We start from the raw sequence: 26,979 nt of genomic DNA, 5'->3' as shown, positions 1-26,979 counted from the left end.
TGTGAGAGCCAAAAACACCCCAACCCTACCCTGACCTTATTTTTTTACGAACCGGCGCTCTAAACCCCCTCTCAGGCGCTCTACGGGTCATCTGCGGGGGTAGAGCGAGGTGCGGAATGGGGTCGATTACGGGACAGTGATAAATCGTACGCTAAGCGCTCTGGTCTCTCTGCAATGTGCGATAAGCGAAGGCCTGGACACGCCCGAACACCTGCTCAGGCACATATCGCCCTTGGGATGGGAGCACATTCTGCTCATAGGTCAGTACATCTGGCGAGAAATGAGGCACAAAATCGCTTAGCGTACGATTTATCACTGTCCCGTAATCGACCCCAGCATCGTGACGCGAACGTCGCCGCCAACAACAAGGCCCTGCTGGCCGATTATCTCGGATAAGTCGTCAGGCATGAGCCCGCCGGTCTGCGAACAGGCCTAAACTGACCATAGCTGCAGAGAGGCCTCAGCGCACATGGGGCGGGGTTGGGACCATACCGCCGAAAACACGTCCGACGCCACCTGTCCGGCCACACGCCCGTTGCGAGGGGCAGACAGCGATACCCCCCCTCTCGGGCAAACACACCCGGGGTCCACAGATTTACGCCGCAGGAATGCAAACCCATGACCCAGCTACAAGATGCCCTCCGCTTGATAGAGGCCGCAGCTTATGGGCTGCTCATGGCCCCGTTCGCATGGATGACGCGCCGGAGTTTCGGGGCCATCGACAATCCCGAGACCGGTCTGGGGGAAACCGGCATACCCTGGCGGTGGGCGGCGCTGTGTATGGCGCTGGCGTTCTGCGGCCTCGTCGCGCTTTACCAGCCGCGCGCGCATAAGCGGCTGGCCTTCGCCATCGGTCTGGTCTCGATTGGCGCGGTCTGGGGCATCGGCATCAACGGGACCAGCCCCTATATGCTGCCCGGCAATTACTGGGACATCGAGGCCCTCTGGGCTCATCTGGGCAACACGCTCACCACGACCAATCCCCACTATACCCAGTTTGTGTCGATCGCGCGCCTGTCCGGCACGGGCTTGGGTCTCGCCCTTCTGGGCATGATCCTGACAATTGCATTCGGGGAATTGCCCGTCCGCGAGATCCGCGCCTCCCGGAAACATCGCGGCTCCAACCGCTACAGATCGGCGGAAACCGTCTTCGGGGATGCCCAATGGTCCAGTTGGACAGACATCCGGAACATCGTCGGCGATCCGGAAGGCATCGTTCTGGGAGAGGATTACGACCCGCGCAAGACCTCCAGGCGGTTCAACCCCGCCGACAGGGCCACATGGGGGCCGGGTGGCACGGCCGGGTTGATCACCCTCAGCACAGGCTTTGCGGGCGGGCATTCGCTGGTCTTTGCGGGCACCGGCGCGGGCAAGACCGCAGGGATTGTCTTTCCCACCGCCCTGACCTATCGCCATCCGATCATCTTCATGGACCCCCAGCACGAAATCCACGAGACCGTCGCCGCCGCGCGGGCGGCAATGGGGTTTGAGGCCCGCGTCATCGAGATCGGAAACGGGATCGATCTGATCAAACTGCTGCGCCCCTGGCTGGAAAAATCCCCCATCGCCTATATGCATCTCGCCGACAGCCTCGTGGGCAAACAGGACGGCCTCAGGAGCGAGTATTCGCAATTCTACGCCAGCGAAGGCGCCACCCTGATGTCGGGTTTGCTGCAGTGCCTGGTGGAAGGTGGGGCAAAAAATGTCTTTCAGGCGCTCTATGACATCATATCCAAACCGGAGAAAGCATTCAAAGATCACGTTACAGAAATAGTAGAGGATCAAGAGGCCAATGAGGCGGTAAAGAAGCGTCTTGGCTCCTTTGCCGAGATGGAAGAAAAACTGTTCTCGAACCTGCAAAGCAACATCAAACAGGCCCTGAACTGGGCCTCCTTCCCCGATATGTGCGCGGTGCTGGACGCAGACCCGGACGTGGGCGCAACCGGCAAAGACACCCCTGCGCCCAAAAAGGGCGCACCCGCACGAAACAGGATCGAGGCCGCAACAGGCAAGGCCGAAGACGACGGGCTGCCGGATGTGCTGGGCAAAACAACCGATGTCTATATCCGCCTCGGCATCAGCGATCTGCAGTCCTTCCCCGGCATCGTCCGCTGCATCCTCAGCGCCCTCCTCTACTGCATCAATGAAGGACAGGATGGCATAGAGCGGCTGATGATCGTGGACGAGGCCTACCAGGTCGGACGCCTGCAGGGCTTCGAGCTGCTGCGCGACACCATGCGCAAGCGCGGGCTGCATCTGATGCTGATCTTCCAGTCCACCGGCCAGCTTGAAAAACTCTATGGCAAGGAAGGCGTACGCGCCTGGAACAGCTCTGTCGCCGCGCGGGTCTACGGTCCCACCGAAGACCCCACCGATCAGGCAGAACTCTCCCGCATGATCGGCGAATACACCGTCGATATCGAAGGCAAGTCCAGATCCACCAGCCTCCGCGGCTTCGGCATCGGAACCCCGTCCTCCAATGTGACCAGGAACGTCAATCTGCAAAAGGCCAACCTCATGCGGCCCGAGCAGTTGCGCACCCTGCCCAATGACGGGCTGGTCCTGTTCTACAAAGGCCAGAACCCCCTCGTCTGTGGCATGGCCTTCAGCTTCCGACGGGAAGAATGGCAGGGGGTCACACCGTTCAGAGAAGGCACATCCACTCGGCCCTACCCGACACAAAGCGACAGGTTTGGGGCCTGGATGACATCCTTGCGAAACGGCACCGCCCCGGCAGAAAAAACCCGGGACGCAAAAAAACGACGGCCGTGATATGACAGACGAAGACGAGAGCGGGACAGGCCCGGACGCGATGCTGACGCGACCCGGGTCCGGTTGCCCTGACATTGCAGGATGTGCTGCAACACAGCCGGATGGATGAACGCCATGAGCCTCACGGATGCCAGGATGTGGTGGACGCAGAACCGGGGTCAGACCCGATGACACAAGCGCAATCCCCATACCCGCCCGCGCAGGCCGCCCCGGTGTTTATGCTGTTTTTGCTCTCCTGCGCCCTGACCGGCGCGGGGTTTCTGGTCGGGCATGCCCCCTTCGCCGTCGCCTATATTCCCTTCGCACTCGCTCTGCTGATACCGGCCCGGCCAGAGAAACACACCATCGTCACGGCCCTCATGGCCGGGCATTTCCTGTGGCCGGCGCTGATCAGCGGATGGGGATTGGCGCGTCTTGAATACAATCCGGTCCTCATTGTGTTCGGTGCGACTGTTGCCGTTCTGATCACGAGCTACAGCTTCGCAAGGCTCGGGATCGCGATCAGCACCGCGCTGCTGCTCGCCCTGCCAGCCTTTCCGGCCAGCCCGCTTCTGGTGACGGGAGCGCTGCTGCCGGGCGCAGGGGTCTTTGGCCTTGCCACGCTCCTGGTGTGGGTCGCCCTGATCGAAGCGCAGCGCGGGTTTGTTGCCCGCTGCTCTTTGCTCATGGCCCTGCTGGCAACTGCCCCCGGCCTGGATTTTGTGTTCGGCCCCTCCCTGCCCGCACGAGGCGCCACGGTCATCTATGACGAGATCGACATATCCGATGTCAAAGCGCTGACGCAGCGCGGCCACTGGACACGGATACTGGATCGCGCAGAAGCGGGCGATCAGATCATCCTCGGCGAGAACATGATCACCCATGACGATCACGCCGCCATCCACTGGTGGTGCTCTGAGGTGCAAAACCGGGATGTGGCCGTGCGCATGGGCGTCATGACCGGGACCGGGCTCGGCGCGGTCTGGCGCTTTGATCGGGATACCTGCCCGACCCCCCTGCCCCTCTACCATGCGCAAATCGGCATTCCGATGGTCAATGCGGGCTGGTGGCCGGCGGCGGACAACGCCCCGCAGCAGGGCCGCAAGGGCCAGGCCATCCCGGACCCGCACTGGCTTATCTGTTTTGAGGCCTTCAGCCTGTGGCGCTGGATCGGCCTGGGCCGATCCGGGGCGGATCACGGTGTCATTCTCGCCAATGACCGCTGGACTGATCCCTTCGCCACCGCCCTGCTGCGGCGCAAGGTTGCCGCCCGGTTTGCCGCGCTCTTGCGCATCCATATCCATCATGCCGACAGCGGGGTCTCTGCCCTGCGCACCGCGACTGGTGCCCCGGCGCGGTGAACGTGCTAGCAGGGGGGGGGGACGAACACCAACCCGCAAGGACCGCAATGACGCTTCCAGCCACGCCCCATGACGCGCTGTTTCGCGCGCTCGTCTCAAATCCCCGCCGCGCGGCTGCGCTGCTGGAAGATCACCTGCCCCCGCATGTGGCGGATTTGATCGACTTCGCGACACCCCCCGAACCGCTCGAGGGCAGTTTCGTGGACGACGACGGGGCCAGGACCCAATGCGATGCCCTGTTCCGGGTCCGCCTGAAAAGCGGACCGGCGGCGCGGGTCTTTGTGCTGCTGGAGCACAAAAGCTACGTTGACCCCGACATACCCCTGCAACTGGCCCGGTACATGCTCAGGATCTGGAAGCGGGAAAGGGAGCAGGGCGGGGCGGGGCGGAAGCTGCCGATGATTCTGCCCGTTGTCTTCTATCACGGGCGGGGTCACTGGAGCGCGCCGATGTCTTTGGCGGAGATGATCGAGACCCCCGACGGGATCGACGATCCCCTGCGGGGCTTTGCCTATGGCGTGCGGGACCTGGGCCGGATCGACCCCCGGCACCTGTCCCGGCAGCGCGACGTTCTTGCCGCCCTGCTGGCCCTGTCGCTTGCGTTCAGGGACACTGTTGCGCCGGAGCAGCTGGACCTGGTCACCGGCGGGGCGGTTGACGGCAGTGATTTCGAACGCCATCTTCTGAGATACATCGTTGAAAAATTGAAACTGACGCCGCAAACGCTTGAGCACTCGCTCCAGCGGACCCGGCCGGAACAATGGGAGAGGCTGATGGGAACCGTCGCAGAAGCCTGGGTTGAAGAAGGCAAGGCCGAAGGCAAGGCCGAAGGCAAGGCGGAAACCTTCCTGCGCCTGGCGCAGCTCAAGTTCGGGCCGCTGCCGCCGGCGCGCATCGCCCAGGTGCGGGACGCGGAGCAGGACCAGCTTGACGCCTGGCTCGATGCGCTGATCCTGGCGGAAAACCTGAACATCGTGTTTGCCACACCCAGGCGCCCGTGAGCCGCGCGCGCACTCCGCTCAAAACCCTCCGACCCTGACAGCCACGCCGGTGATGTCCTCTGCGCGCAAGGGTCCGAATATGCGCGAATCCAGGGACAGGGGGTGATCCCCGCGCACATGGATATCGCCACCTGCTTCGATCCGCGCGATGCGTTTGAGGACCGGGTAGCCTGGCCTGTCGCGGGTACAGGGCGGCACGCGGGTCTGATCGAGCGGCGGCAGATCGGCCAGGGGGACGGGCACACAGAAGATCGCATAGAGCCCCACCGCCGGGTCCTGACCCACGAGGCGATAGAGGCCCGGGGGATGAGACGCGCTGAGATTGATCCGGACCCCGGCCGCATAAAGGGCCAATGACAGGCAAACGAACAGGACGGATATGGCGGTGAGAATTTTCAGCCCGTATGATGCCCCCTGCCCGACCATGGATCACATCGACGGCCCTGAGGACGGGCCGCTCCGGCGGGGATACACCCCCGTTTCCTGACTTCCGACATTTTTTCGTATAAGTCATTGATATTATTATGCCTTGGTTGCCAAAAGGCACTACACGGACTTTTTTCGCCAGCGATTGTTTCGGAGTGTTGAGGGAGCTCAGGCTTTGGTCTGGCCAGTTTTTCGGGTGCGCCCGGGGGGTATCTTGAAAGGGGCTTCGTTCCAGGTCAGGCCGACGCAGGTGAGGATGCGTCTGGCATCGACCGTGGCATGGCTTGGCATGCCGTAGCGGTCAGGGGTGCCTTTGTGGCGCAGGATCGAGAGCTGCAATGCGTTCAACTCGTTGCGGATACGAGCCGGGCTCATCGGGTGTCCGAGCAGGTCCAGATGCTTGCGCAGGTGCTGCAGGCAGCAGAAGGCCATGTAGCAGATGGCGATATGGGCCCGGACCCGACGCGGCGACCAGTGATAGATGGGCCGGATTTTCAGATCGTGCTTGTTGGTGCGGAAGCAGGCTTCGATCTCCCACAACTGGTGATAGCGGGCAATGACGTCCTGTGCCTCCAGTTCGTCCGCACCATGAACAACAATGGCATGCAGCCCGTCCCATTGTGCCGCTGCCTTGATCTTTGCATCATCCAGCGTGACGTCCCCGCTGTCGGGGAAGGCCAGGAAGCGGCCATATCCCCGGCTGCTGAAGCTGCCGGGTTTGCGAGAGCGCTTGAGCTTCTTGTGCAGCTTTTCGATTGCCTTGTCGCGCTTGTGGGCATCATTGCGTGCCCGGGTGGGTGACCAGGTCACAATGACCCGCGCTCCCTCCTGGTCGATCACCTTGTACCAGCCCTTCTCGGTTGCCTCTTCAGAACCGTGTCCAGCCCAAGGCTGGCGTCCCTCCGGGCTCAAAATGTTCGCCTTCACGGCGGCCGGGGCGGACTTCATGCGATAGCCGAGGATGTAGGGCAGACCCTTGTTCTGCAACATCTGCTGGTTGTCCTTGCTGAGCATGGCGGCATCGGCCACGAACGTGACCCTGGCCACGTCGAAGCGTCCCTCCAACGCCTTCAGCGCAGCTTCCAGCGTATGACCTTCCCAGGTGTTTCCCGGGAAGAGTTCATAGCCCACAGGCAGCCCATCGGAGGTGACGATCAGCGCCAGCATGACCTGAGCGCGGTGATGCTTGCCATCCTTGCTGAAGCCCTTGGCCAGAAGATGATCCTGCTCGACCCCGTCCGCATCCTCGGCCGGGTCCTCGCGCTCGGTGTCAAAGGCCAGGGTCGTGCAATCGTAGAACAGCACGGTCACTGGCCCGCCCAGCAACTTCTCTGCCGCCGCGTGAGAGGTTTTGCAAATCCCGTCTATCACCGGCGTATTGATGTAATCCATGCTCCGATAGACCACGTCCAGATTGAGCGTGATGCCTGCCTGGTTCTCCAACGCCTCCACGGTCGCGCGCTTGCTCTCGGGCTGTGCGATCCGCGCCATAACCAGCTCTTTCACAATGCGATTGGCACTTTTACGCGCCGCCCCCAGAAGGGCCCCCCAACCCAGTTGGTCATACATCGTCCCCATGACATCCCGCAGACCCAGAGAGACCCGCGCCTCCTCACGGCACTCGGCAAGATCAACGCCAAGCTTGTCCGGCCGCGGAGCGCGGCGCACCAGCGCCTGCAGATCGGCATATTCCGTGGGCGTGAACAGTTCCATTTGCGGCGAGCGATCAATGCGTAATTGCTCCATCAAGCGGCCCGCCAGACGCTTGATATCCTCAATCTCGCTGTCGTTATGGGCCACACCCACATGGCGCAGGATCTTCTGGCGTACCTTGGAGCCGGTGCGGACGGATTCAACGATCTGGATCCGTGTGCGGTTGAGCTTTGCGTCATGTTTGGTGCGGATGAACATGGGCGAAGAGGTTAGCCATCTGAAGGCCCATGTCAATACTTTTTATAATAATGGGGCACTACAACGCGCCTCTGAGCAACCACACCTGAAAACAAACCAAAAACCCAGTCAGATCAACAAAAAGGTCGGAAGTCAGGAGCCCGTATGATGCCCCCTGCCCGACCATGGATCACATCGACGGCCCTGAGGACGGGCCGCTCCGGCGGGGATACACCCCCGTTTCCTGCGCCAGCACCCTGGCCGCCCTGGCCGCCTTGTTGTGGCTTGGGACGGGTGAGCCGCCTTCAAGCTTCGAGAATTGTGCAACCAATGTGGCCCTGGCATTCTGACGCTGACCCGGCTCCAGATCCGGCAGGCTGGACGGCAACGCACCTTCCGACATCAGGGCGTCGACCTCCTTATGCGTGAAGGCTGCAAACACCGCACGCGCGTATTCTTTTCCCCCGCTGAGGTTGCCTGGAACACGCCGCGCGATCATCGCGTTCAATAGCGTGTTTCTCTGCGCCTTCATCGCTTCTGCATCCATTGGTTCCCCATATGCAAGCGCTTCGGTGAGGGTATCGACCAGTTCGGGATCGGAATTTTCGCGTGTGGCGATCTCGGCAATCGCGCGCTCATATGCGTTTGCCTTAATGCCCTCCCTGGCAATGCGCTCTTCAATCGCAATCCTGGCCGCCGCCTCGTATCTCCGCGCGGCTTTCGGCACTGCCACAAATGCTTTACTTGTCTCCTGATACATGGCCTTTTCTACAAAACGCGGGAAATCCGCCTTGAGAACTTCGCGCCGCACCTCGGTCTCCAGACGCTTTCTTGCAAGGTCTTGAGCAAAGGCCTCAGCGGTTTCTCCACCCAAAGGTGCACCGGGCGGCGCTTTGATCAAATCCGCAATGCGGGTCTTCAGATCGCCTTGATGGGCAGCGGAAAACCGTGTGATATGCTCTGATACTGAGGACGCAAGGCTCAACGCCAGATCGAACGCCTGCTTGCCTTCGGGTGTCATTTCGGGTTCAGGCGTCGCCTCAATCATCGGGCCTTCAGGCGGGGCCGCCGCATCAGACGACCCCCGATGTACTGGCGGGCTTTCAATCGCCTTGTTCAAATTGCTCGCAATCATTTCGCGCATCTTGGGATCCAAGGCGGGTAAACTCTCCGGCATCTCGGCCTCGGGGTTCATCAACGCTCCGATCTCATCCAGGCTGAAGGCCGCTTTGAAGGCGGCCAGTGTCTCAGGCGTGATGTCACCCATCACCATATCCTTAACGATGTCAGATTTCTCCATCTCTTTTCCTTTCGCTACAAACTCTTCGCGATAGGTTCTCAATCGCGCGCTGATCACCTCCCGTTCCATCGCTCGCCGCGCGGGCAGGCTGTCGGGCCAGGGCGCATCGGGTTCATGAAGCGCGAAGACCTCGTTATGGGTGAACACCTTAAGCCGAGGAATGAACGCCGGCGCCGGAATGGTCCCCTCCCCGCGGTTTTCAAGATGCTGCAGCACGCTGTCGCGCTGCTTGAGCAACACCTCACGCTCCATCAACGGCCCGCGCTTCATGACAAATTTCACCACGTCACGGAGCCGGTGCTCATCGGCCCTGCTGTGGGAGACATAAGGCACAAGCCGGAAGAGCTCGGCCTCCCCAATCGGGCGGGAGACATCCTGATCGACCCCCCGCAGCATTTCTTCCAGAACAGGAACATGATCCATGCCATGGACAGGATCACCGCGCGGGACACGCGCGCTGATCGCCTGTGCCAGTTGCAACGCCATGCCCCGGTAATCGCGCTGCTCGTTACCCGCAGCGATCGGTGCAAGCGATGGCACAGCCCCGGTCGGCGCAGGCGGCACTGGCGCGTCAGGTTTCGCCGAAGACGCATTCTCTGAGGCCAGGCCTGATGCAGCCTTGCGCGTCGCATACTCCGCCTTCTGTTTCTCGATCACCTGTTTTACGGAGGCCTGCGCCGCCGCGAACCAGCGCTCAATGTCACCCTCGCCCGCGTCACGGGCAACCGCGATCCCGCGCCTGAGCACCCGGTCGACCCTCTGGTCGCGGCGGGCCACACCGGGGATATGGCCGCGCTCACTTTCCGCCTCGAACGCCCTGACGGCCCAGCCCTGGCCGACAAAGCGGCGCCAGTTCCGCCCCAGGACCAGGCGCTCGATGCGCGCCGCCATCGCCTGCTGCGCCTCAAGGGTGAGAGGCTTGCCTGTATGTTCCCGATGCGCGCCGGCAAGCTCATTCATCACCGCACCCCGCAGGCTCTCGAGCCGCCGGGTGGCCGGGGCGGGCTCCCGGACGCCCTGCACACCCCCGTCGAGACTGTCCGCCACCCAGGCCAGCGCCCGGTCCAGCCCGTCCATCAACGCGCCCGGCGCAGGCCTGTCCGCCCCCTGGTCTCCATCCCGGCCCCCGGCCCGGAGGGCGGCACGGGCCTGTTCCGTCGCATCCACCCCATAATCCAGCGCCGCCTCGACACTGTCATCCTTGCGGGTGATCGCGGCAATCGCCGAAAGCATGCGGGGTTTGGCAACCGGAACCACGATGTTGAGGCGCGCGCCGCTCAACGCCGCGCCCGTATGCAACAGGCGCCGGGTCATGCCCGGGGAGGCCAGCATATGCACCGAGGCGGTGCCGCGACCGCGCGCGCCATGGATCGTATCGGCAAAAGCAAAACTGTAGCGGAATTCCGGGTCGTCGATCCGCAGCCTGAGATGGCGCGCCTCCTCATCCGAGCCCACGCGCAACACCACATGGCGGCGGCTGCGCCGGTCCACCCGCGCCTCCGTGCCAACCCGCAGACCTGCCGGGCGATAGGCTTGCGTGAGCCGGATCCGGTCCCCCACCCGCAGGTCTCCAACAGAGCCCGGCAGCGCGCGGGCGGCGACAGGCGCCATCCGTTCGGGATAGAACAGGTCAAGCTGTGCCCGGATGGCGGTGTTGAGCGCGCCCACATCCCGGCGGGAATGGGCCAGCACGATCTTGTCCTCCATCTGGTCCCGGACATAGGCGCGGGCCAGCTTCTCGATGGCGCGACCCCGGCTCTGGCCCGCCGCAAACACGCCCAGCCCGTCCAGCTGCGCCACCGCCCTGTCCACATTGTCGCGCTCTGACAGCAGCGCAAGCGCCGCCCGCATGCGCGGATCGCCTTGGCGGCGGGTTTCCCCGAGATCGGCAGAGCCGATGCGCGCTTCCAGGGTGCGGAACACCGGCATCGCCTCGAAGGGCGCATGGGGGTCGCTGTCCTGCAAGGCGATGAGTTTTGCGCCCCTGTCCTCGAGCAGGCGCAACAGACGCTCGGCACCTTCCGCCCCCACCTGGCCTGCATTGTCCAGCACGATGACAGACCTGGCGCTCAGAGTGATCTTCTCTTGCGCCACCAGCCGCTCCAGCCCGGCCAGTGTCATGGGCCGGGACGCGCCCGCGCGGCGCAGGTGATCGACACCGCGCCCCGTCGGCGAGACGGCAATCACATCCAGCCCCTGCCGGCTGTGCAGATCCGCCACCGCCGCGGCCATGAAGGTCTTGCCCGCGCCGGGGTCCCCGCGCAGGATCATCAGCCTCTGGTCCGACCCCGCAAGACGCAATATCTCGCCCTGCCGCTCCGTCAGACCCCGCGCCCGAATGGTGGCGTTCACATGTCGCTTCGACAATTTGACCGCCCCCGCGTGTCCGGAATAGGCCAGCCGCATGGCCCGGTCCATCACCCGCCGTTCCAGATCGAGATGCGCCCGCGTGGTATAAAGCCGCCCCGAAGGGCTGTCCTCGGTCAGGCGGATCAAATCGGGGTGGGCCATCGCCTCCCGGAACATCCGCGCGAATGTATCCGGGCACCGCGCCACATGCGTCACTTCCCGCGCGATGTCTTCCGCCCCAAACGTGGCGCGACGCTGGGTGAGCGTATCAATCACACGCTGCGGGGTCTCGACATACCCGTTGGGATCCTCCCCCACCGGCGGATCCTCGGGCCTGTAGGCCGAGGCCAGCAACCCGGTGATCCGGCCCAGCACCGCGGCAAGATGCGCATCCTCTTCAAACCCGGTCCCTGCGCCAGCCTCAGCCTGCCCCCCGGACTCTGCCCAATGACGCGGCCCCCCCGCGCGGGGCGGGACGTTCTCGGTCTTCAGAGCATCCAAACCCGGACCAAAACCGGTTTTGGGCCCGGCCTGTTCTGCATCCTGAACTGTATCGCGATCAGCGTACCGCGCGAGCGTCTGCTCTGAACTGCGCTGTGCCATAACCGAGAGTGTTTCGATATCCTTCACACGCGCGCGCGGCACAAATACCTGCGTGCTGTGCACATGCCGGGACATCGCCACATAGATCAGATGCCGGTCCATCCCTCCATGCGCGAGCGTAAAGGCGTGATCGACCGTCACCCCCTGGCTGCGATGCAGCGTGGTCGCATAGCCATGATCGAGCGCCGCGATCTCATCTCCCGCCAACGCGACCTCCTGCCCATCCGACCCCCGCCCATCCGACCCGTCCAGCCGCAGGGCAAGACGGCCGGGCGCGGTGCGAATCACTGTCCCGGTCGTGTTGCGGGGAATGCCCGCCTCGGAACCGGCCTCCTCAAAAAGGACCCTGTCCCCCACACCGAAGACCAGATCGCGGGCCATGACCTTGCCCTGCACCACCTGCTCTACAGTCCCGTAGCTGCGCACGGTATGGGCGTCCACAACACCCCGGTCCAGCGCCTGTGCGCGGATCGCACTATTCAGCCGCGCCACGTCCTCGCGGGTATAGGCCAGCGCCAAGCGCGTCTCTTCCTCTGTCCCTGTGTTGTAATAAGCCTCCGCAAGCTGCCCGACCCCGGCCTCCGCCGTCTGTGTGAACTGGACCGCGCCCGCCCCGGCATAGCCTTTGAGCGCCGCACGGGCCTCGACCCCGCCTGCGGCAAAGCCTTCCGTCCATTTGCGCTCCTGCTTGCTGATCTGTCGCCGCGCCCGGTCAATCACCACACTGCCCAGTTCTGACTCCACCGCCATCCAGGCACTGGAGCTCGAGACCGGCTGCAACTGCGCCGGATCGCCCACCGCGATGAGCTTGCCGCCCAGACGCGCCACACGCTCCTGTACCCGCGCCCAGACATCCGCGCCAACCATCCCGGCCTCATCCATCACAAAGACCAGACCCTTGCCCGAGGGACGCCAGCCCTGCGCCCAGCGGGCCTCCCATGCCGCCAGGCTCGCAACCGCCATATCCTCCACACCTTCGCCAAGATCGCGCGTTACGCGCCCGCTGATCGCGCCGCCGCAGACATCAAAACCCCGGGCCTTCCAAAGCGCGGCCACCTCTTTCAACACCGTGGTCTTGCCCGCCCCGGCCACACCGCGCACCAGCACAAGCCCGCGCCCGTCCAGCATCGCTTCCCCGGCCCGGCGCTGAGAGCCCGTGAGTCTGTCGGACAGGTCCCCGGACCCCACCGCATCTGACGCTGTGCCCGCCATGGCGTCCCACTCAATCCGCTGCGCGGCCATATCACCGGCCTGCGTGACCAGCGCCTGCTCGGTGCTGATATGCGCCTTTGTGGTGAAGAGCCGGTGTCCGCGCGCACCCCAAGCCTCCAGCGCCACCAGCGCGGGACTGTCCTGAACCGCCGACCAAGCCCCGTCGATATCGCTGCCCGGTGGCAGACGCCGCTCGAACGCGCCGCGCAGCTCTTCCAATGTGAACATCGTGCGCTCCGCGCCGATCAACGTCAGGATATGCGCAGGGTGCGCCATCAGATACGCCGCGTTCTCATTCGCCCGTGTGGTAAAGAGCGCGGCTCCGTCCGGCGCTGTCTCCTGCAACCAGACAACAGTGTCTGACCCCATCGCCGCGCTGACCAACCCGTCTATATCCACATCCCCCACATTCCCTCCATCCTCCCTATTATCCCCGCGCACGCGCGCGGCGATCTCACGGCGCAGATCACCAAGCGTGAAGCGCAGATCGCGCGCCGCCATCACCGGCAGGATGCGCGCCGGGTCTTCGATCAACTCCGCTGCGCTCACGTCAGGCCCGGCAGGAGAGGTCTCCGGCAGCGCCCAGGGGCGTCCCGCACCGCGCGCATGGCGGCGCAAGGCCCGGATGTCACCGCGCACCTGCTCTTCGACCCGCATCGGATCAAGCACATGACCCGCGACCGTGCCATCCTGTTCCCGTCGCGACAGAATGCCGGACAGCATCTCCTGTGCCCCCCGCATCGGGTCGGCATCCACATCTGCGCCTTGATCGGACGGCACCACGAGGCGCAGCGTTTTGGCATGCAGGCCCATCGCCGTGCCCAGCGTGACGCGGGTCATGCCCGGATGGACCAGCGCATGCACCGAGTCAAACCCTTGACCCTTGGCCTCATACACGGTCTGCGCAAATGTGAAGCCGCAGCGGAACTCCGCATCCTCACGCCGCACCTCAACGAAACGGGCCTGATCAGGTCCGACAGACGCTGTCCCTGCGCAGCTATCCTTGCCCGGGTCGGCCTGACCGGCGGCGCCCAATCCAATCCGGACCCGCGCCTCATCCGCCTCGACCACGGTCCCGACCGTACCGGCGGGCAGGCGCGCCGGCGCATACCAGCTGTTGAGCCGAATACGATCCCCGACCGCCAGCGTCGCGGCAGATATGCTGGCCAGATCTTCCGGCCCCTCATTGTCGGACACATCCCCCTGTGTCGCACCCTGCACCGGCTCGGGAGCCGGCGCCCGATCCGGGTGCAACCGCGCGTGGATCGCCCGGTTCACGTCCAGCGCCTCCGCCTGACTGCCAACGATGACAACCCGATCCGGGGTGCTGTCCTTAAGATACCCCTCCACCAGCGCGGTGATTGCCGCCTCACGCGGACCCGTGGCCCGGACGCAGCCTGCGCTCACCAGCCGCTCTGCCAGCACCGGTCCCGTGGCGTCCTGCAAGGCTTGCGCGATCTCGCGGGCTTCCTGTGTGCGTGCGCGGGGCATGCCTTCAAGCCGGAGCGCGCCAAGCCGGTCTGCCAGATCATCGAAGACGCGTCCCGCCTGGACCGCCCCCACCTGCGCGGGATCCCAGGCGGCGATGAGCTTTGCGCCGGATTGCTGCACAAGCTCCAGCAGAGCGCCCGTGTCCCCCGCCCCCAGCATCCGCGCCTCATCCAGCACGATCACGCTCTGCGCATCCAGAGAGATGCGCCCGGCCTCCAGCGCGCGGATGAACCCGGCCACAGTTCGTGTTGAGCCGCGCGATACACCGCCGCGCGCGCCCTTTGCGGTCTCGGCAAACACCCGCGCCGCCCCGCGCGTGGCGCCAAGGCAATGCACCTGCAGCCCGGCCGCCTCATGCGCGGCGGCCAGCACCGCGAGCGCCACTGTCTTGCCGGAGCCCGATCCGCCGGTGATCAACTGCACCTGCCGCGCCTGCGCCGCGAGGTGCACCACTTCCGCAGGCCCAAACCCCGCATCCGCCTCCGTCGCGTCTTTTTTGCGCCCCTCTGTATTCTGCTGAGCTTTGCCGCGCGCATCCCACCCGGCGCGCGCAAGCGCCGCCGTCACATGACGCTCTTCGATCCCAAGCGCCGCGTCGCGATGCGCCAGTCCCAGCGTCATGCCCAGATCGAGCGCCCCAAGCTCCAGATCAACCTGACCCCTTGTCGAATAGACGCGCGGACGGGGCGAGCGGTGGGGCGCGCGGCGTGCCGGGTCGTGATCTTCACCCCCCAGCGCCAGAAGATCGGGATGCGCCATTGCCTCCCGGAAAAGCCGCACGAAGGTTTCGGGGTGCGGGGCGATGCGCGACAGCCGCGCGGCCACCTGCTCCGCCCGGATGGTGGAGCGATGGTGCATCAGATCATCGATCACCCGCGCAGGCGCTGCCGCATAGCCACGGCGGTCCTCGACGATCTCCGGATCGCCCCCTGCCCAACTGGCCGAGAGCAGCCCGGCCGTCCGACGCATCACCGCCAGAAGATGCGCATCCCGCAGGAAGCCGACCCCGGAGATGGGCTGTTCCGAGCCGAGCGCCCGGTCCGGCAACAGCGCATCCGCCCGCGCGCCAGAGTCCGTATCTCCAAAGGCCACCCCTGCAATCGCCCTGCGCCGTCGATGTTCTCCGTCCCAGCCCAGCTCGAGATAAGCGTCACGCCGCGCGCAGTCCTCAAAGCGCATATCCCGGAACCGCGATTGCGGCACATACATCTCCACGCTCTCCCGGTGCCGCGACATCATCACATAGCTGATGGGACGGCTCATGCGCGGATGGGCCAGCGCATAGGCGTGATCCACTGTCACGCCCTGCAGCTTGTGGCTGGTGGCCGCATAGCCGTAATCAAAATGATCGAACGCACTCATGTCGATGGTCACGCGACGACCCGCCTCCCCGTCCAGCACAAGATCGATCTCATGCGGGCGCGTGGCCTCGATCAAAGCGAAGCTGGACTTGGGAATATCCAGATCGCGATGCGCCTGGGTGAAGATCACCCGGTCCCCCGGCGCAAAGCGCATCGGCACGCTATAGCGTTTGGGAACAAGTCCGCGCCGGTCCACCCGGACGATATCGCCATACTGTATTTCCTGCTCCGCATCGACCCGGCCCGTCTCAACGGCCCGGGCCCGCAGCGCCGCGTTCAGCGCATCCACATCCCGCCCCGAATACCCCAGCGCCACACGTGTTGGCTCCGGCTGCACCAGCGGGACTGCAGACGGCGCCTCCCCTTGCACCATGACCGGACGCGCCGCCTCAATCGCCTTGCGCACCGCCTCCGGCCCGGCCCGTTGCAGCGTATCGTTCAGATCCGCCTTGCTGCCCGCAGGTTCCGGCGCAACCGCGATCCGCAGACGCGTCACCCCCCGCCCCAGATGATGCAGGACAGCCTTGCGGAACGCCTGCCCTGCCGGGCTGTCCGGCGCATCCCGGTCCGGGGCCAGAATGACCGGGCGGTCCTTCGGCAAATCGATACACTGCCAGTTCGACGCCCCGAACACGGCCCAGGTCTCATAGCCCGTCGCCTGCCAGATTGACAGCGCGCTCTCCGGACCTTCGGCAATCACCAGGGGCGGTTCTGCCTGCAACGCAGGCGGCACAGACCCGTCCGCGCCAGCCTGACCCGCCATCTCCTCCCCCTTCTCAGCATCCCCGCGCAGCGGGACCGGCTCCAGCGGAGCCGCACTCATAGATGCCGGCCCCGCCTGCGCCGGGAACCGCGCACAGGACCCCCGGATCGAACCGAAGGAAGGCTTGCGAACCCCTGCCTCAACTCTGGACCCATCCGGATTGACCAGAATGCGCTGACCACCGGTGATCGCGCCTTTGGCATTCCGCGCCCAGATCACCAGCGATCCCCGGTCCGGCGACCGCACCGCTTCGCCCGGGACCGGCGGCAACCACCCGGCGCTCATATTCGGGACAAAGCCCAGACCCCGGGACAGCAGATACGTGCCGGCGGCGGTGCCCATCACCGGCTGCGCGTGTTGCTCAAGGGCGTGCACAAGCGCGGCCCGGCGGGCGGCCTCTTGCCGTTCGGCCTGCTCCGCCGCGCGCTGCCGGAGGCGCTTGCGCTCTCTCAGCGCCGTCTCATCAACCGGCTGGTCGGGTGTGATCCCGCAATAGCGCGCGGCGTCTTTCATCACCCGGGGGAAGTCATCCTTCGCAGACCCCAACCCGCACCAGGCGCAGGCCACGAGATCGAGCAGATCACCGCCCTCCCCGGCGGAATAATCATGCCACAAGCCCCGTTTGGGCCCTTGCATCCGCATGACCTGCGCCGGCCTTGAGCGCGCCTGCCATTCCCTGGCCGACACACGCACCGGCTCTCCAAAAACCTGGTGGAACAGATCCTCGGCCCGCTCGATCAAAGCCTCACGCACCACGGCAACCGAGGGTCCTGTCGCGCGCGGCTTCCCTGTCCAGGCCACCGGCGGCCGGGCTGTGTCAGCCGCGGGTGCAGGCTCTTCCGGCAAGGCCAGAACAATCGGACCCGCACCCGCTTCGATCGGATCAATCGATCGGGGTGGGAACAGTTCAGGCTCAGACGGGGATGGGTAATAGGCCTCGGCCAGCGCCTGAATCGCGGCGGTCACCGTATCGGCATCCTTGATCGCGCCTTTGTCGCGATAATAGGCCAGTGCGGCATCGACCCCTTCCGCGCCTTGCGCAAAAAGCTGTGTCGCCTTGCGGTCCCCGGCGTCCTGCATCCGCCGAACCGTGTCGATCACCACGCCGCCGATCCGGTCATTGAGCCGCCCGAAGACATTCGTGTCGAGCACCGGTTGCAATTGCTCCGGATCGCCCACGGGGCGCAGCACACCCCCCATCCGCGACACCTGGTGCTGCACCCGGTCCCATGTGGCCGTGCCCACCATCCCCGCCTCATCCACGAAGAGAACAAACCTGCCATGGGTGGGCTGTTCGCCCCGCGCCCAACGGGCCTCCCAGGCCGCAAGCGACGCCACCCGCATCCCCTCGATTTGCGCCAGTGACTGGCTGGCCTTGCCGCTGATCGCGCCGCCCAGAACCTCAAAGCCCCGCGCCTTCCAGATCTGCGCTGCAGCGCCAATCACCCGCGTCTTTCCGGCCCCGGCCACACCGCTCACCAGAGCCAGACGCCGGGGCGAGACCATCTCTTCAAGCGCCGCCTGCTGCGCTTCATCAAGACCGGCAGACCGGATGATCGCCTGAAGGGCGGTTGCTTCATCAGGGGCCGCGGTGAGAGGGGCCGCGGGCGGCGTCGGCGCCTGTTGAGCGGCACTGTCAGAGGCAAGCGCAGACGGGTGTTCGAGCGGCGGCCCAGAGGTCTGCACGAGGGGGTGTTCACAGGTCTGTTCGGGGGCAATTTCTGAGCCGATGGTGACCTGTTCAGGGCGGCTGGCAGCCAGATCAACAGGCTGCGCCGATGTCGTTTCAGCACCCTGTTCAAGGCGACCTGTCACCTCAATCGAAACCTCCGACCCGGCCAGGGCCAGCGCTTCGACCATGACATTGGACTCAACGTCAATTTGTGCCCGTGTCGTGAACAGAGGGGCACCCGCAGGCGTCTCCTGCACCACCCCGATCAGGTCCATTGAGCCCATGGCCCGCTGCGTCAAATCATCGGTTGTATCCTGTCCAAATCCATTGCGGCGAAACACGTCCGCGACATCCTCCGCCGTGAACACCGTGCGCTCGGATGAGACCACCACGAGCGCATGTTCGGGGTCGGATTGCAGGTAGTCGCGATTATGTTCGAGCGCCTCTGAGGCCGTGACCTTGCGGCGCAATTCCTCGCCGCGCGCCTCAAGCGCATCAGCCAATGTGCGGTCATAGCTGGTGGCTTCAAGCTCGATACCCTGGTTCACCAGCTTGCGGTGATCGATCCGCTCGGGGCGACCCGCCTGCTCAAGCGCGATATTGGCCTCCCGCGCCCATTCCGCGCGCAACGTGCGCATCAGGGATCCCTGGTCCCAGACCCGGTTCTTCAGCCCCCAGTGTTCCCCATCACAGTGACGCAATGTCACCATCGCATGGATATGCGGGTTGGCCTCCCCTTCGTCATTGACCTCCGGTTCGTGCAACACCCAGTCCACGACCGCGCCGCGAGATGCGAGGCTGTTTTGCACGAACGCACGGGCAAGCCCGACATGTGCGTCCCTGTCCAGCTCGACCGGCAATGCAAAGATAATCTTCCCGGCCATGCGCGCAGTTCTGGCCCTGCGATTGGAGGCAAGCTCGAACTGCTCCACATCATTCCAGAGCTTCGCCGACAGCTGTGCAATGGCCTCTCGCCTGTTCGCCTCCGTCGCTTCACGCCCATCCAGCACCCGGCCCAGTGCGGCCGCGCCATAGGCCTCAACAACCCAATCAGGCGGATCGTCCGGCAGTGTCAGCTCCGTATGAACAACATCCGTTTTGTCCAGGTAGCTGTAGGTTTGGCCGTCCAGGTCGCTCTTCATCTTCGCGCCATGCCTGTAGGCTGCGGCCGCAACGGGGCTCTGTGCCTTGCCGCGACTGACGATGCTCCAGTTGAAGTAATAGACGGCCATGGGGGCCAGTGTAGCGCCGTTGCGCATTCAATGCAATTTGAATGCGGAAACGTGCTTAACCCAAAACCTGCGTTTTGTGTGTCAGATGATCTGCCGCAAAAACACCTCCGTCCCAGCGCCCGGATCGGCGGCGCGTTGAGGGATCAAAAGCCCCGGACGCGGCGGTCCGGGGCTGCCGCCACTGGCGGATTTCTGCAAGGAATGCAGAAGCTTGAAGGGATGCGCTAAAGCCGCCGGGCACGCTGCGTCACGAAGGGAAATGACCAGACCCTCAGAACCCCATCAGGCCACCGCCACCCGGCGCGGTGCAGCGGCAAACCTTGTCATCCCCTGTGTCATACCCTGTCAGAAAACCATGTCACCGCGAAAAAGGCGCAACAATAACAGCGCTTTACAACGGGTGACAAGAGTGTCTCACCAACGTGACACACTCTTGTCAGGGTGTGAGACGGGGTAAAACGCGCCCTGCGACAGCGCCGCATCTCCGAGACCTGCAAGATATTTGTGAGAGTGTTGGAATTGGGTGGTTTCAGAGATTTTTAGAAATTGGCAAAATCCGGTCCAAACGCCCCTGCGCAGATCAGAATGGCCACAAGCCAGGAATCTGGTTGAGCAAGGCCGTGTAGCTGATCTCTCCATAGCGGAGTGTTTCCGACAGCCCGTATTTGGCCCAGAACCCTGCCACATAGACGCCGGACATCACGCACCAGGCAATCGGAACCGCCATCACCACCCGTGTGATCAAGCCGGGACGCTTCGTATTCAAGGCGTGAATGCACGCGATGGAATAGCGCAGGGTCTCGTGCATCTGGTCCAGTTTGGCCAGAAGAGCGCCCTCTGACAGCCCTGATCCACATGATCCACTGCGCGCGCCTGCGTCAGTCGGGGCACCATGCACCGGTGCATCGCGCATCGGATCACCTGCCGGATCAACCGGTGCAGCGCATGATCCACTGCGCGCGCCTGCGTCAACCGGGGCACCGTGCACCGGTGCGTCGCGCATCGGATCACCTGCCGGGTCAACCGGTGCAGCACATGATCCACTGCGCGCGCCTGCGTCAACCGGTGCACCATGCACCGGTGCAGCGCGCATCGGATCACCTGCCGGGTCAACTGGTGCAGGACCTGCCGTCCTGTTTGCCCGGTCACCAAAAAAGCGTTCGATGTCTTCAGGATCAACGTAACGCTTGTTCTTCTCATCAATGGTGTACGGAATCTTGTTATTCCTGATATGCCGATTCAATGTTGAGCGGCTTACGCCTGCGCGGAACGCAGCTTCTTTCAGATCGATCCTGGCCATGCCCTACCTTCCATCATTTCTGTGTTCCTATGGTCGCAACCAACGCGCAGATCCGCTTGCTCATGTCGTGACATTCATCACTCCAAGCTTCTCCAGCCGCTTGCGGATCGCCAGCGGGCTGCGCTGCAACAGAGCCGCCATCTGATCGACGCTCTGGCCCCGCGCGTGAGCGTCGACGATCTGCGCCTCTTCTTCGCTCGTCCAGGATTGACCGCGGCGCTTTGGCGTCGCCTTGGCCGCGATATCGTCATCTGCCCTGCGCGCAGAGTCTTCCGAAACAGCCGCTTCGGGATCGGTCGGGATCGGTCGGGCCCCCTGACTTCCGACATTTTTTCGTATAAGTCATTGATATTATTATGCCTTGGTTGCCAAAAGGCACTACACGGACTTTTTTCGCCAGCGATTGTTTCGGAGTGTTGAGGGAGCTCAGGCTTTGGTCTGGCCAGTTTTTCGGGTGCGCCCGGGGGGTATCTTGAAAGGGGCTTCGTTCCAGGTCAGGCCGACGCAGGTGAGGATGCGTCTGGCATCGACCGTGGCATGGCTTGGCATGCCGTAGCGGTCAGGGGTGCCTTTGTGGCGCAGGATCGAGAGCTGCAATGCGTTCAACTCGTTGCGGATACGAGCCGGGCTCATCGGGTGTCCGAGCAGGTCCAGATGCTTGCGCAGGTGCTGCAGGCAGCAGAAGGCCATGTAGCAGATGGCGATATGGGCCCGGACCCGACGCGGCGACCAGTGATAGATGGGCCGGATTTTCAGATCGTGCTTGTTGGTGCGGAAGCAGGCTTCGATCTCCCACAACTGGTGATAGCGGGCAATGACGTCCTGTGCCTCCAGTTCGTCCGCACCATGAACAACAATGGCATGCAGCCCGTCCCATTGTGCCGCTGCCTTGATCTTTGCATCATCCAGCGTGACGTCCCCGCTGTCGGGGAAGGCCAGGAAGCGGCCATATCCCCGGCTGCTGAAGCTGCCGGGTTTGCGAGAGCGCTTGAGCTTCTTGTGCAGCTTTTCGATTGCCTTGTCGCGCTTGTGGGCATCATTGCGTGCCCGGGTGGGTGACCAGGTCACAATGACCCGCGCTCCCTCCTGGTCGATCACCTTGTACCAGCCCTTCTCGGTTGCCTCTTCAGAACCGTGTCCAGCCCAAGGCTGGCGTCCCTCCGGGCTCAAAATGTTCGCCTTCACGGCGGCCGGGGCGGACTTCATGCGATAGCCGAGGATGTAGGGCAGACCCTTGTTCTGCAACATCTGCTGGTTGTCCTTGCTGAGCATGGCGGCATCGGCCACGAACGTGACCCTGGCCACGTCGAAGCGTCCCTCCAACGCCTTCAGCGCAGCTTCCAGCGTATGACCTTCCCAGGTGTTTCCCGGGAAGAGTTCATAGCCCACAGGCAGCCCATCGGAGGTGACGATCAGCGCCAGCATGACCTGAGCGCGGTGATGCTTGCCATCCTTGCTGAAGCCCTTGGCCAGAAGATGATCCTGCTCGACCCCGTCCGCATCCTCGGCCGGGTCCTCGCGCTCGGTGTCAAAGGCCAGGGTCGTGCAATCGTAGAACAGCACGGTCACTGGCCCGCCCAGCAACTTCTCTGCCGCCGCGTGAGAGGTTTTGCAAATCCCGTCTATCACCGGCGTATTGATGTAATCCATGCTCCGATAGACCACGTCCAGATTGAGCGTGATGCCTGCCTGGTTCTCCAACGCCTCCACGGTCGCGCGCTTGCTCTCGGGCTGTGCGATCCGCGCCATAACCAGCTCTTTCACAATGCGATTGGCACTTTTACGCGCCGCCCCCAGAAGGGCCCCCCAACCCAGTTGGTCATACATCGTCCCCATGACATCCCGCAGACCCAGAGAGACCCGCGCCTCCTCACGGCACTCGGCAAGATCAACGCCAAGCTTGTCCGGCCGCGGAGCGCGGCGCACCAGCGCCTGCAGATCGGCATATTCCGTGGGCGTGAACAGTTCCATTTGCGGCGAGCGATCAATGCGTAATTGCTCCATCAAGCGGCCCGCCAGACGCTTGATATCCTCAATCTCGCTGTCGTTATGGGCCACACCCACATGGCGCAGGATCTTCTGGCGTACCTTGGAGCCGGTGCGGACGGATTCAACGATCTGGATCCGTGTGCGGTTGAGCTTTGCGTCATGTTTGGTGCGGATGAACATGGGCGAAGAGGTTAGCCATCTGAAGGCCCATGTCAATACTTTTTATAATAATGGGGCACTACAACGCGCCTCTGAGCAACCACACCTGAAAACAAACCAAAAACCCAGTCAGATCAACAAAAAGGTCGGAAGTCAGGCAAGCTTCTCCAGCCGCTTGCGGATCGCCAGCGGGCTGCGCTGCAACAGAGCCGCCATCTGATCGACGCTCTGGCCCCGCGCGTGAGCGTCGACGATCTGCGCCTCTTCTTCGCTCGTCCAGGATTGACCGCGGCGCTTTGGCGTCGCCTTGGCCGCGATATCGTCATCTGCCCTGCGCGCAGAGTCTTCCGAAACAGCCGCTTCGGGATCGGTCGGGATCGGTCGGGCCCGGCGCGGGCTTAACCGCCGCTACGACGTCCCCGGATGCCGCCACCGCCTCATCCTGTTCAATGAACTCCGCGAAGGGATCGAATGCTTCGATCCCATACCGCTGCTGCTCTTGCCATCGCTGCAATATCCCCAAAAGCGCAGGCAGCGTATCCGCCAGAAACCCGGCTTGCTCGGGCGTTAAAGAGACGATCCTGGTCTCTTGCCCGTCGGCATCAAGCCGGAGCTTGATGCGCACCTGACCGCCCTGCCCGGCCATGCGCAGGATGAGACGCGACCGCCCGAACTCCCCCTCAAAATGCCAGGCCGCATCCCGTCTATCTGTCGCCATATCTGCCCCCTGTTCGCGCACCGGGCGAAACTCTATCACACGATCCCAGGCAACCTCACTCCCGGAAAAACATCTGTCGCTAACACGCGATATGTCCGGTGTATGTAACATGCGATCTGTCCGGTTCTATTCTGTCTCTGAGAGGAGGCGTTATGAACCGAGCAGAAGTGTTACAGGAAGTTCGACTGATGAAGTTTGAAGATGTGTATTCGCGGCGAAGCGCGAACAAGCTGACGCAAGAACAGGCGGCTGAGATACTGGGTGTATCCGTGCGCACCGTCAGGCGTTGGGAGGATCGATTTGAGGCGGATGGTGCAGAAGGTCTGTACGACCGTCGGCTTGGCAAACTGGCCAACAATCGTGTTGCCACGGATAAGGTCATGGAGATGCTTGAACTGTTTGATACCAAGTACTGGGATTACACGCCGAAGCATTTCCACGAGAAGCTGGTGGCCCACCATGGTTTCACACAGAGCTACAACTGGGTGCGGCTTACACTGCAGCGCCACGGCCGGGTTCAGGCAGCACCCCGACGAGGTGCCCATCGGCGCAAGCGGCCCCGCCGTCCGATGGTTGGCATGATGTTGCATCAGGACGGCTCCAGCCATGAATGGGTTCCGGGTCAGTGGTGGGATCTGATCGTCACCATGGACGATGCCACCAACCGGGTTTATTCGGCATTCTTTGTCGAGGAAGAAGGGACGATGAGCAGTTTTCAGGGGCTGACAGAGGTGATCGAGGCGCAAGGTCTGTTTTGCTCGCTCTATGCCGATCGGGGCTCTCATTACTGGCATACGCCCGAAGCGGGCGGCAAAGTGGACAAGGACAATCTGACCCAGGTCGGGCGCGCCTTGCAGCAACTCGGCATTGAGCTGATCCCGGCCTATTCACCGCAGGCCCGTGGACGGTCTGAACGCATGTTTGGCACGTTCCAGAACCGATTGCCGCAGGAACTGCGGTCCCATGGGATCACAACCATTGAAGAGGCCAATCAGTTCCTGAAAGAGGTCTATCTTCCCGAACACAATGCCCTGTTTGCAAAGGAGCCGGAGGATACGACCTCGGCCTTCGTGCCGTTTACAGGCAATGTGCGCGACACCCTGTGTGTGCAGGAAGACCGCGTCGTCGGCAACGACAATACGGTGCGCTACAAGGGCCTGGTCATGCAGATCGCGGCAGACAGGCACCGTCATCATTTCGTCAAGGCGAAGGTCAGGGTCCACGAATACCCCGATGGTCAACTGGTCATCTTCCACGGCCCGAGATGCATTGGCCGCTACCAGCCTGACGGATCACCCATCACACAGGAGGATAGCAAACACAAAGTCGCGTGACCCGCTTCGACGTGGCGCGAACGCGGTGGCCCAAATCTACGGTCGCCTACGGCTCCCTCCGAATTGGGCCACCGCGCAATCAACTGAAGCGGACAATTGGCATGTTACCTACACCGGACAATTCAGAATGTTCTCGACACTCCCGGAAAAACATCATGTTCGGCTCAGATCGCCTGTCCGCAGCTTGCAGAAAAACGCCGCCCCGAAAGGCGGCGCTCATTTCACTGTCTTTATGCCTGTCAGTTGCCGATCCCCATCAGCGGAATGATCCGATCAATGATGAACAGCACACCGACAAGACCGCCCAGGGTATAGATCGCCCGATTGGTTGCATGTGCAATCTCTGCCTTGACCTCAGCCAATTCGATCTTGACCTCAGCGATATCGCCTTTCAGTTCATTCTTGACCTCAGCCAGTTTGCTCTCGACCACAGCAACATCGGCTTTCAATGCGCTCTCGACCGCAGCAACATCGGCTTTCAATGCGCTCTCGACCGCAGCAACATCGGCTTTCATAGCCGCTTGTACCTCAGCCAGATCTGCCTTTGTGGCGAGTTCGGACGTATCGGCCGCAGTGAGGCCCTCGACGATCGCGTCGGCCAGAGCCTCATCGGCTCCGGCTTCCTTTAGCCGCTTTGAAAACGCCAGCGTATCGATTTGCAATGCGTGAGACATAAGCTCTCCTATGATGTTTGTCCAGCGGTTTGTCTGGTATTTTTGATCTTGAAGGCTGGGAAGTCCTCGAATATCCAATTGTTTTTCAATGTGTTGTAGATGATGGTCAGGAGCTTTCGAGCGGTGGCGATGATGGCTTTTCCCGACCCGCGCCGCTCCTTGATGCGGCGGTAGAACGTGTTGAGATAGCCGGAATATCGGATGGCGCTGAGCGTGCATTGCACCAGCGTCGTACGCACCAGCTTGTTGCCCTGCTTCGTAATCCTGCCGTGTATTTCAACGCCGTTTGAGGCGGCAACACGCGGCACGATCCCCACATAAGCGGCCAGTTTGTCGGCGGTGGCAAAGTCGTTCACATCGCCAATCCCGGACAGGAAAATCGCAGCGGCCCGCGCTCCAATGCCCTTGATTGAGGTGATTTCCTCAAACCCATCAAGCGCTGCAGCGGTCTCTTCCAGCGCCTTATCCAGCCTGCGGATCGCGGCACTCAACTGCAACGCCTGATCCCGCAGCTCCGTCAGTTCGATCCGTTCGACGTCGCTGAAGCGTTCAATCTCCAAAGCGCGCAACCGTTTGTCCGAGAAACCCGCCTTCTTGAGTTTGATCCCGTGCCGATTGAACATGCCATGGATCTTGTTGAGTACCCTGGTACGCGATTTCACCAACATGTCTCGAGTCTGTGCCAGAGAGGCCAGTTCGGTTTCACCTGCACGTTTCAGGCGTGTCTCGGGGAGCATGTCTTTAGACAGGAACGTCGCCAGAGCGCGCGCATCGTTGCGGTCGGTTTTCTTCACCGATTTGCGGATCACCTGGAACTGGCGTGGGTTCACCACGACGATCCGGCCCACGCAGGGGCGAATTTCTCGGCAGAACCATGCCGAGTTGCCGGTCGCTTCTACCGCCACTTCATCCTCCGCATCCACGCTCAGGCAGAACCGCTCAAGATCAGCCGCCGCGAGTTGAAACGTCTCAAACGCCTCTGAGCCATCCCCACCAATGCGGCAGATCGTGAAGGAATTCGTATGTAAATCGACACCAATAAAGGCCATGTGCTATACTCCCATCGTTGGGAGGCGGAACCCCGGATGGGGCGTGAACGGCCAAACCAAACTCCTATTCGAGGTCAGGGCAACAGCCCACGCCTCAGGATGGTCGTTCGGAAACAGGTGAAGGGTAATCTCCTTTACAGGGTCAAACGCCCTAGATTGCTCATACATCCTGAAACCTATCCGCCTCTCCCAACTCAATAACAGAATCAGGAATTTTGACCGTTCACAGCACATTCATCCCATCTCCTTTCGCTCAACATATGATCTTTTCGGTGGTCCTTCCAGTGTAGCCGCAAAGGTAAAATGTCACCCATGAGCAAAACAGAAATGTCACTCTCTTCAAA

14 protein-coding genes are annotated in these 26,979 nt (G+C 62.8%); 6 read left to right on the top strand and 8 right to left on the bottom strand.

Annotated features, from left to right (window positions below; all coding sequences use genetic code 11):
- The first annotated feature begins 618 nt into the window (after positions 1–618).
- From ACOERD_RS07595 to ACOERD_RS07585, 3 genes are all read left to right on the top strand, one after another.
- Positions 619–2,772, top strand: coding sequence for a type IV secretory system conjugative DNA transfer family protein (locus ACOERD_RS07595; protein WP_419738593.1), 2,154 nt, complete (start codon positions 619–621; stop codon positions 2,770–2,772).
- Positions 2,773–2,846: 74 nt separating this feature from the next.
- Positions 2,847–4,112, top strand: a complete 1,266-nt coding sequence (locus ACOERD_RS07590; RefSeq protein WP_419738592.1) for a hypothetical protein — start codon at positions 2,847–2,849, stop codon at positions 4,110–4,112.
- A gap of 47 nt (positions 4,113–4,159) precedes the next feature.
- Positions 4,160–5,113: an Rpn family recombination-promoting nuclease/putative transposase gene (locus tag ACOERD_RS07585; RefSeq protein ID WP_419738591.1), complete on the top strand. Its 954-nt coding sequence runs from the start codon at positions 4,160–4,162 to the stop codon at positions 5,111–5,113.
- Between the two features lie 18 nt (positions 5,114–5,131).
- Here the strand turns inward: ACOERD_RS07585 and ACOERD_RS07580 are convergent, their stop codons facing one another.
- Positions 5,132–5,539 (bottom strand): hypothetical protein, encoded by a 408-nt coding sequence (locus ACOERD_RS07580; protein WP_419738590.1) that lies wholly within the window; start codon positions 5,537–5,539, stop codon positions 5,132–5,134.
- A 168-nt stretch (positions 5,540–5,707) separates the two neighbouring features.
- On the bottom strand, positions 5,708–7,450 hold the full coding sequence (locus ACOERD_RS07575) for an IS1634 family transposase (protein ID WP_419737624.1): 1,743 nt from the start codon (positions 7,448–7,450) through the stop codon (positions 5,708–5,710).
- Between ACOERD_RS07575 and ACOERD_RS07570 the strand changes: the two genes are divergently transcribed.
- Positions 7,443–7,598 carry a hypothetical protein gene (locus ACOERD_RS07570; RefSeq protein ID WP_419738589.1) on the top strand — a complete coding sequence of 52 codons (156 nt, stop codon included), beginning with the start codon at positions 7,443–7,445 and terminating at the stop codon, positions 7,596–7,598. The genes ACOERD_RS07575 and ACOERD_RS07570 overlap by 8 nt on opposite strands.
- A 21-nt stretch (positions 7,599–7,619) precedes the next feature.
- Here the strand turns inward: ACOERD_RS07570 and ACOERD_RS07565 are convergent, their stop codons facing one another.
- From ACOERD_RS07565 to ACOERD_RS07555, 3 genes are all read right to left on the bottom strand, one after another.
- Complete coding sequence (locus ACOERD_RS07565) at positions 7,620–19,412, bottom strand: AAA family ATPase (RefSeq protein WP_419738588.1); 11,793 nt, start codon at positions 19,410–19,412, stop codon at positions 7,620–7,622.
- Positions 19,413–19,992: 580 nt separating this feature from the next.
- A complete protein-coding gene (locus ACOERD_RS07560) occupies positions 19,993–20,712 on the bottom strand; it encodes a helix-turn-helix domain-containing protein (protein WP_419738587.1) in 720 nt (239 codons plus the stop codon).
- Positions 20,713–21,138: 426 nt separating this feature from the next.
- Complete coding sequence (locus ACOERD_RS07555; RefSeq protein WP_419737624.1) at positions 21,139–22,881, bottom strand: IS1634 family transposase; 1,743 nt, start codon at positions 22,879–22,881, stop codon at positions 21,139–21,141.
- On the opposite strand from ACOERD_RS07555, the gene ACOERD_RS07550 reads away from it, so the two are divergent.
- The gene (locus ACOERD_RS07550) at positions 22,874–23,080 is read left to right on the top strand and encodes a hypothetical protein (RefSeq protein ID WP_419738586.1); all 207 of its coding nucleotides are present in this window, start codon (positions 22,874–22,876) and stop codon (positions 23,078–23,080) included. The two genes, ACOERD_RS07555 and ACOERD_RS07550, sit on opposite strands and share 8 nt — an antisense overlap.
- A 102-nt stretch (positions 23,081–23,182) precedes the next feature.
- Here the strand turns inward: ACOERD_RS07550 and ACOERD_RS07545 are convergent, their stop codons facing one another.
- Positions 23,183–23,578, bottom strand: a complete 396-nt coding sequence (locus tag ACOERD_RS07545) for a hypothetical protein (RefSeq protein WP_419738585.1) — start codon at positions 23,576–23,578, stop codon at positions 23,183–23,185.
- A gap of 152 nt (positions 23,579–23,730) precedes the next feature.
- Between ACOERD_RS07545 and ACOERD_RS07540 the strand changes: the two genes are divergently transcribed.
- Complete coding sequence (locus ACOERD_RS07540; protein WP_419737631.1) at positions 23,731–24,912, top strand: ISNCY family transposase; 1,182 nt, start codon at positions 23,731–23,733, stop codon at positions 24,910–24,912.
- Between the two features lie 239 nt (positions 24,913–25,151).
- Here the strand turns inward: ACOERD_RS07540 and ACOERD_RS07535 are convergent, their stop codons facing one another.
- Complete coding sequence (locus ACOERD_RS07535; protein ID WP_419738584.1) at positions 25,152–25,586, bottom strand: hypothetical protein; 435 nt, start codon at positions 25,584–25,586, stop codon at positions 25,152–25,154.
- 8 nt (positions 25,587–25,594) lie between these two features.
- Positions 25,595–26,635 (bottom strand): IS110 family transposase, encoded by a 1,041-nt coding sequence (locus ACOERD_RS07530; protein WP_419738393.1) that lies wholly within the window; start codon positions 26,633–26,635, stop codon positions 25,595–25,597.
- Positions 26,636–26,979 lie beyond the last annotated feature (344 nt).

The sequence above is a fragment of the Ruegeria sp. genome, assembly GCF_965199275.1.
Classification (GTDB): domain Bacteria; phylum Pseudomonadota; class Alphaproteobacteria; order Rhodobacterales; family Rhodobacteraceae; genus Ruegeria.
Note: the sequence above shows the minus strand (reverse complement) of the source record. Positions and strands in the feature narration are given on the sequence as shown.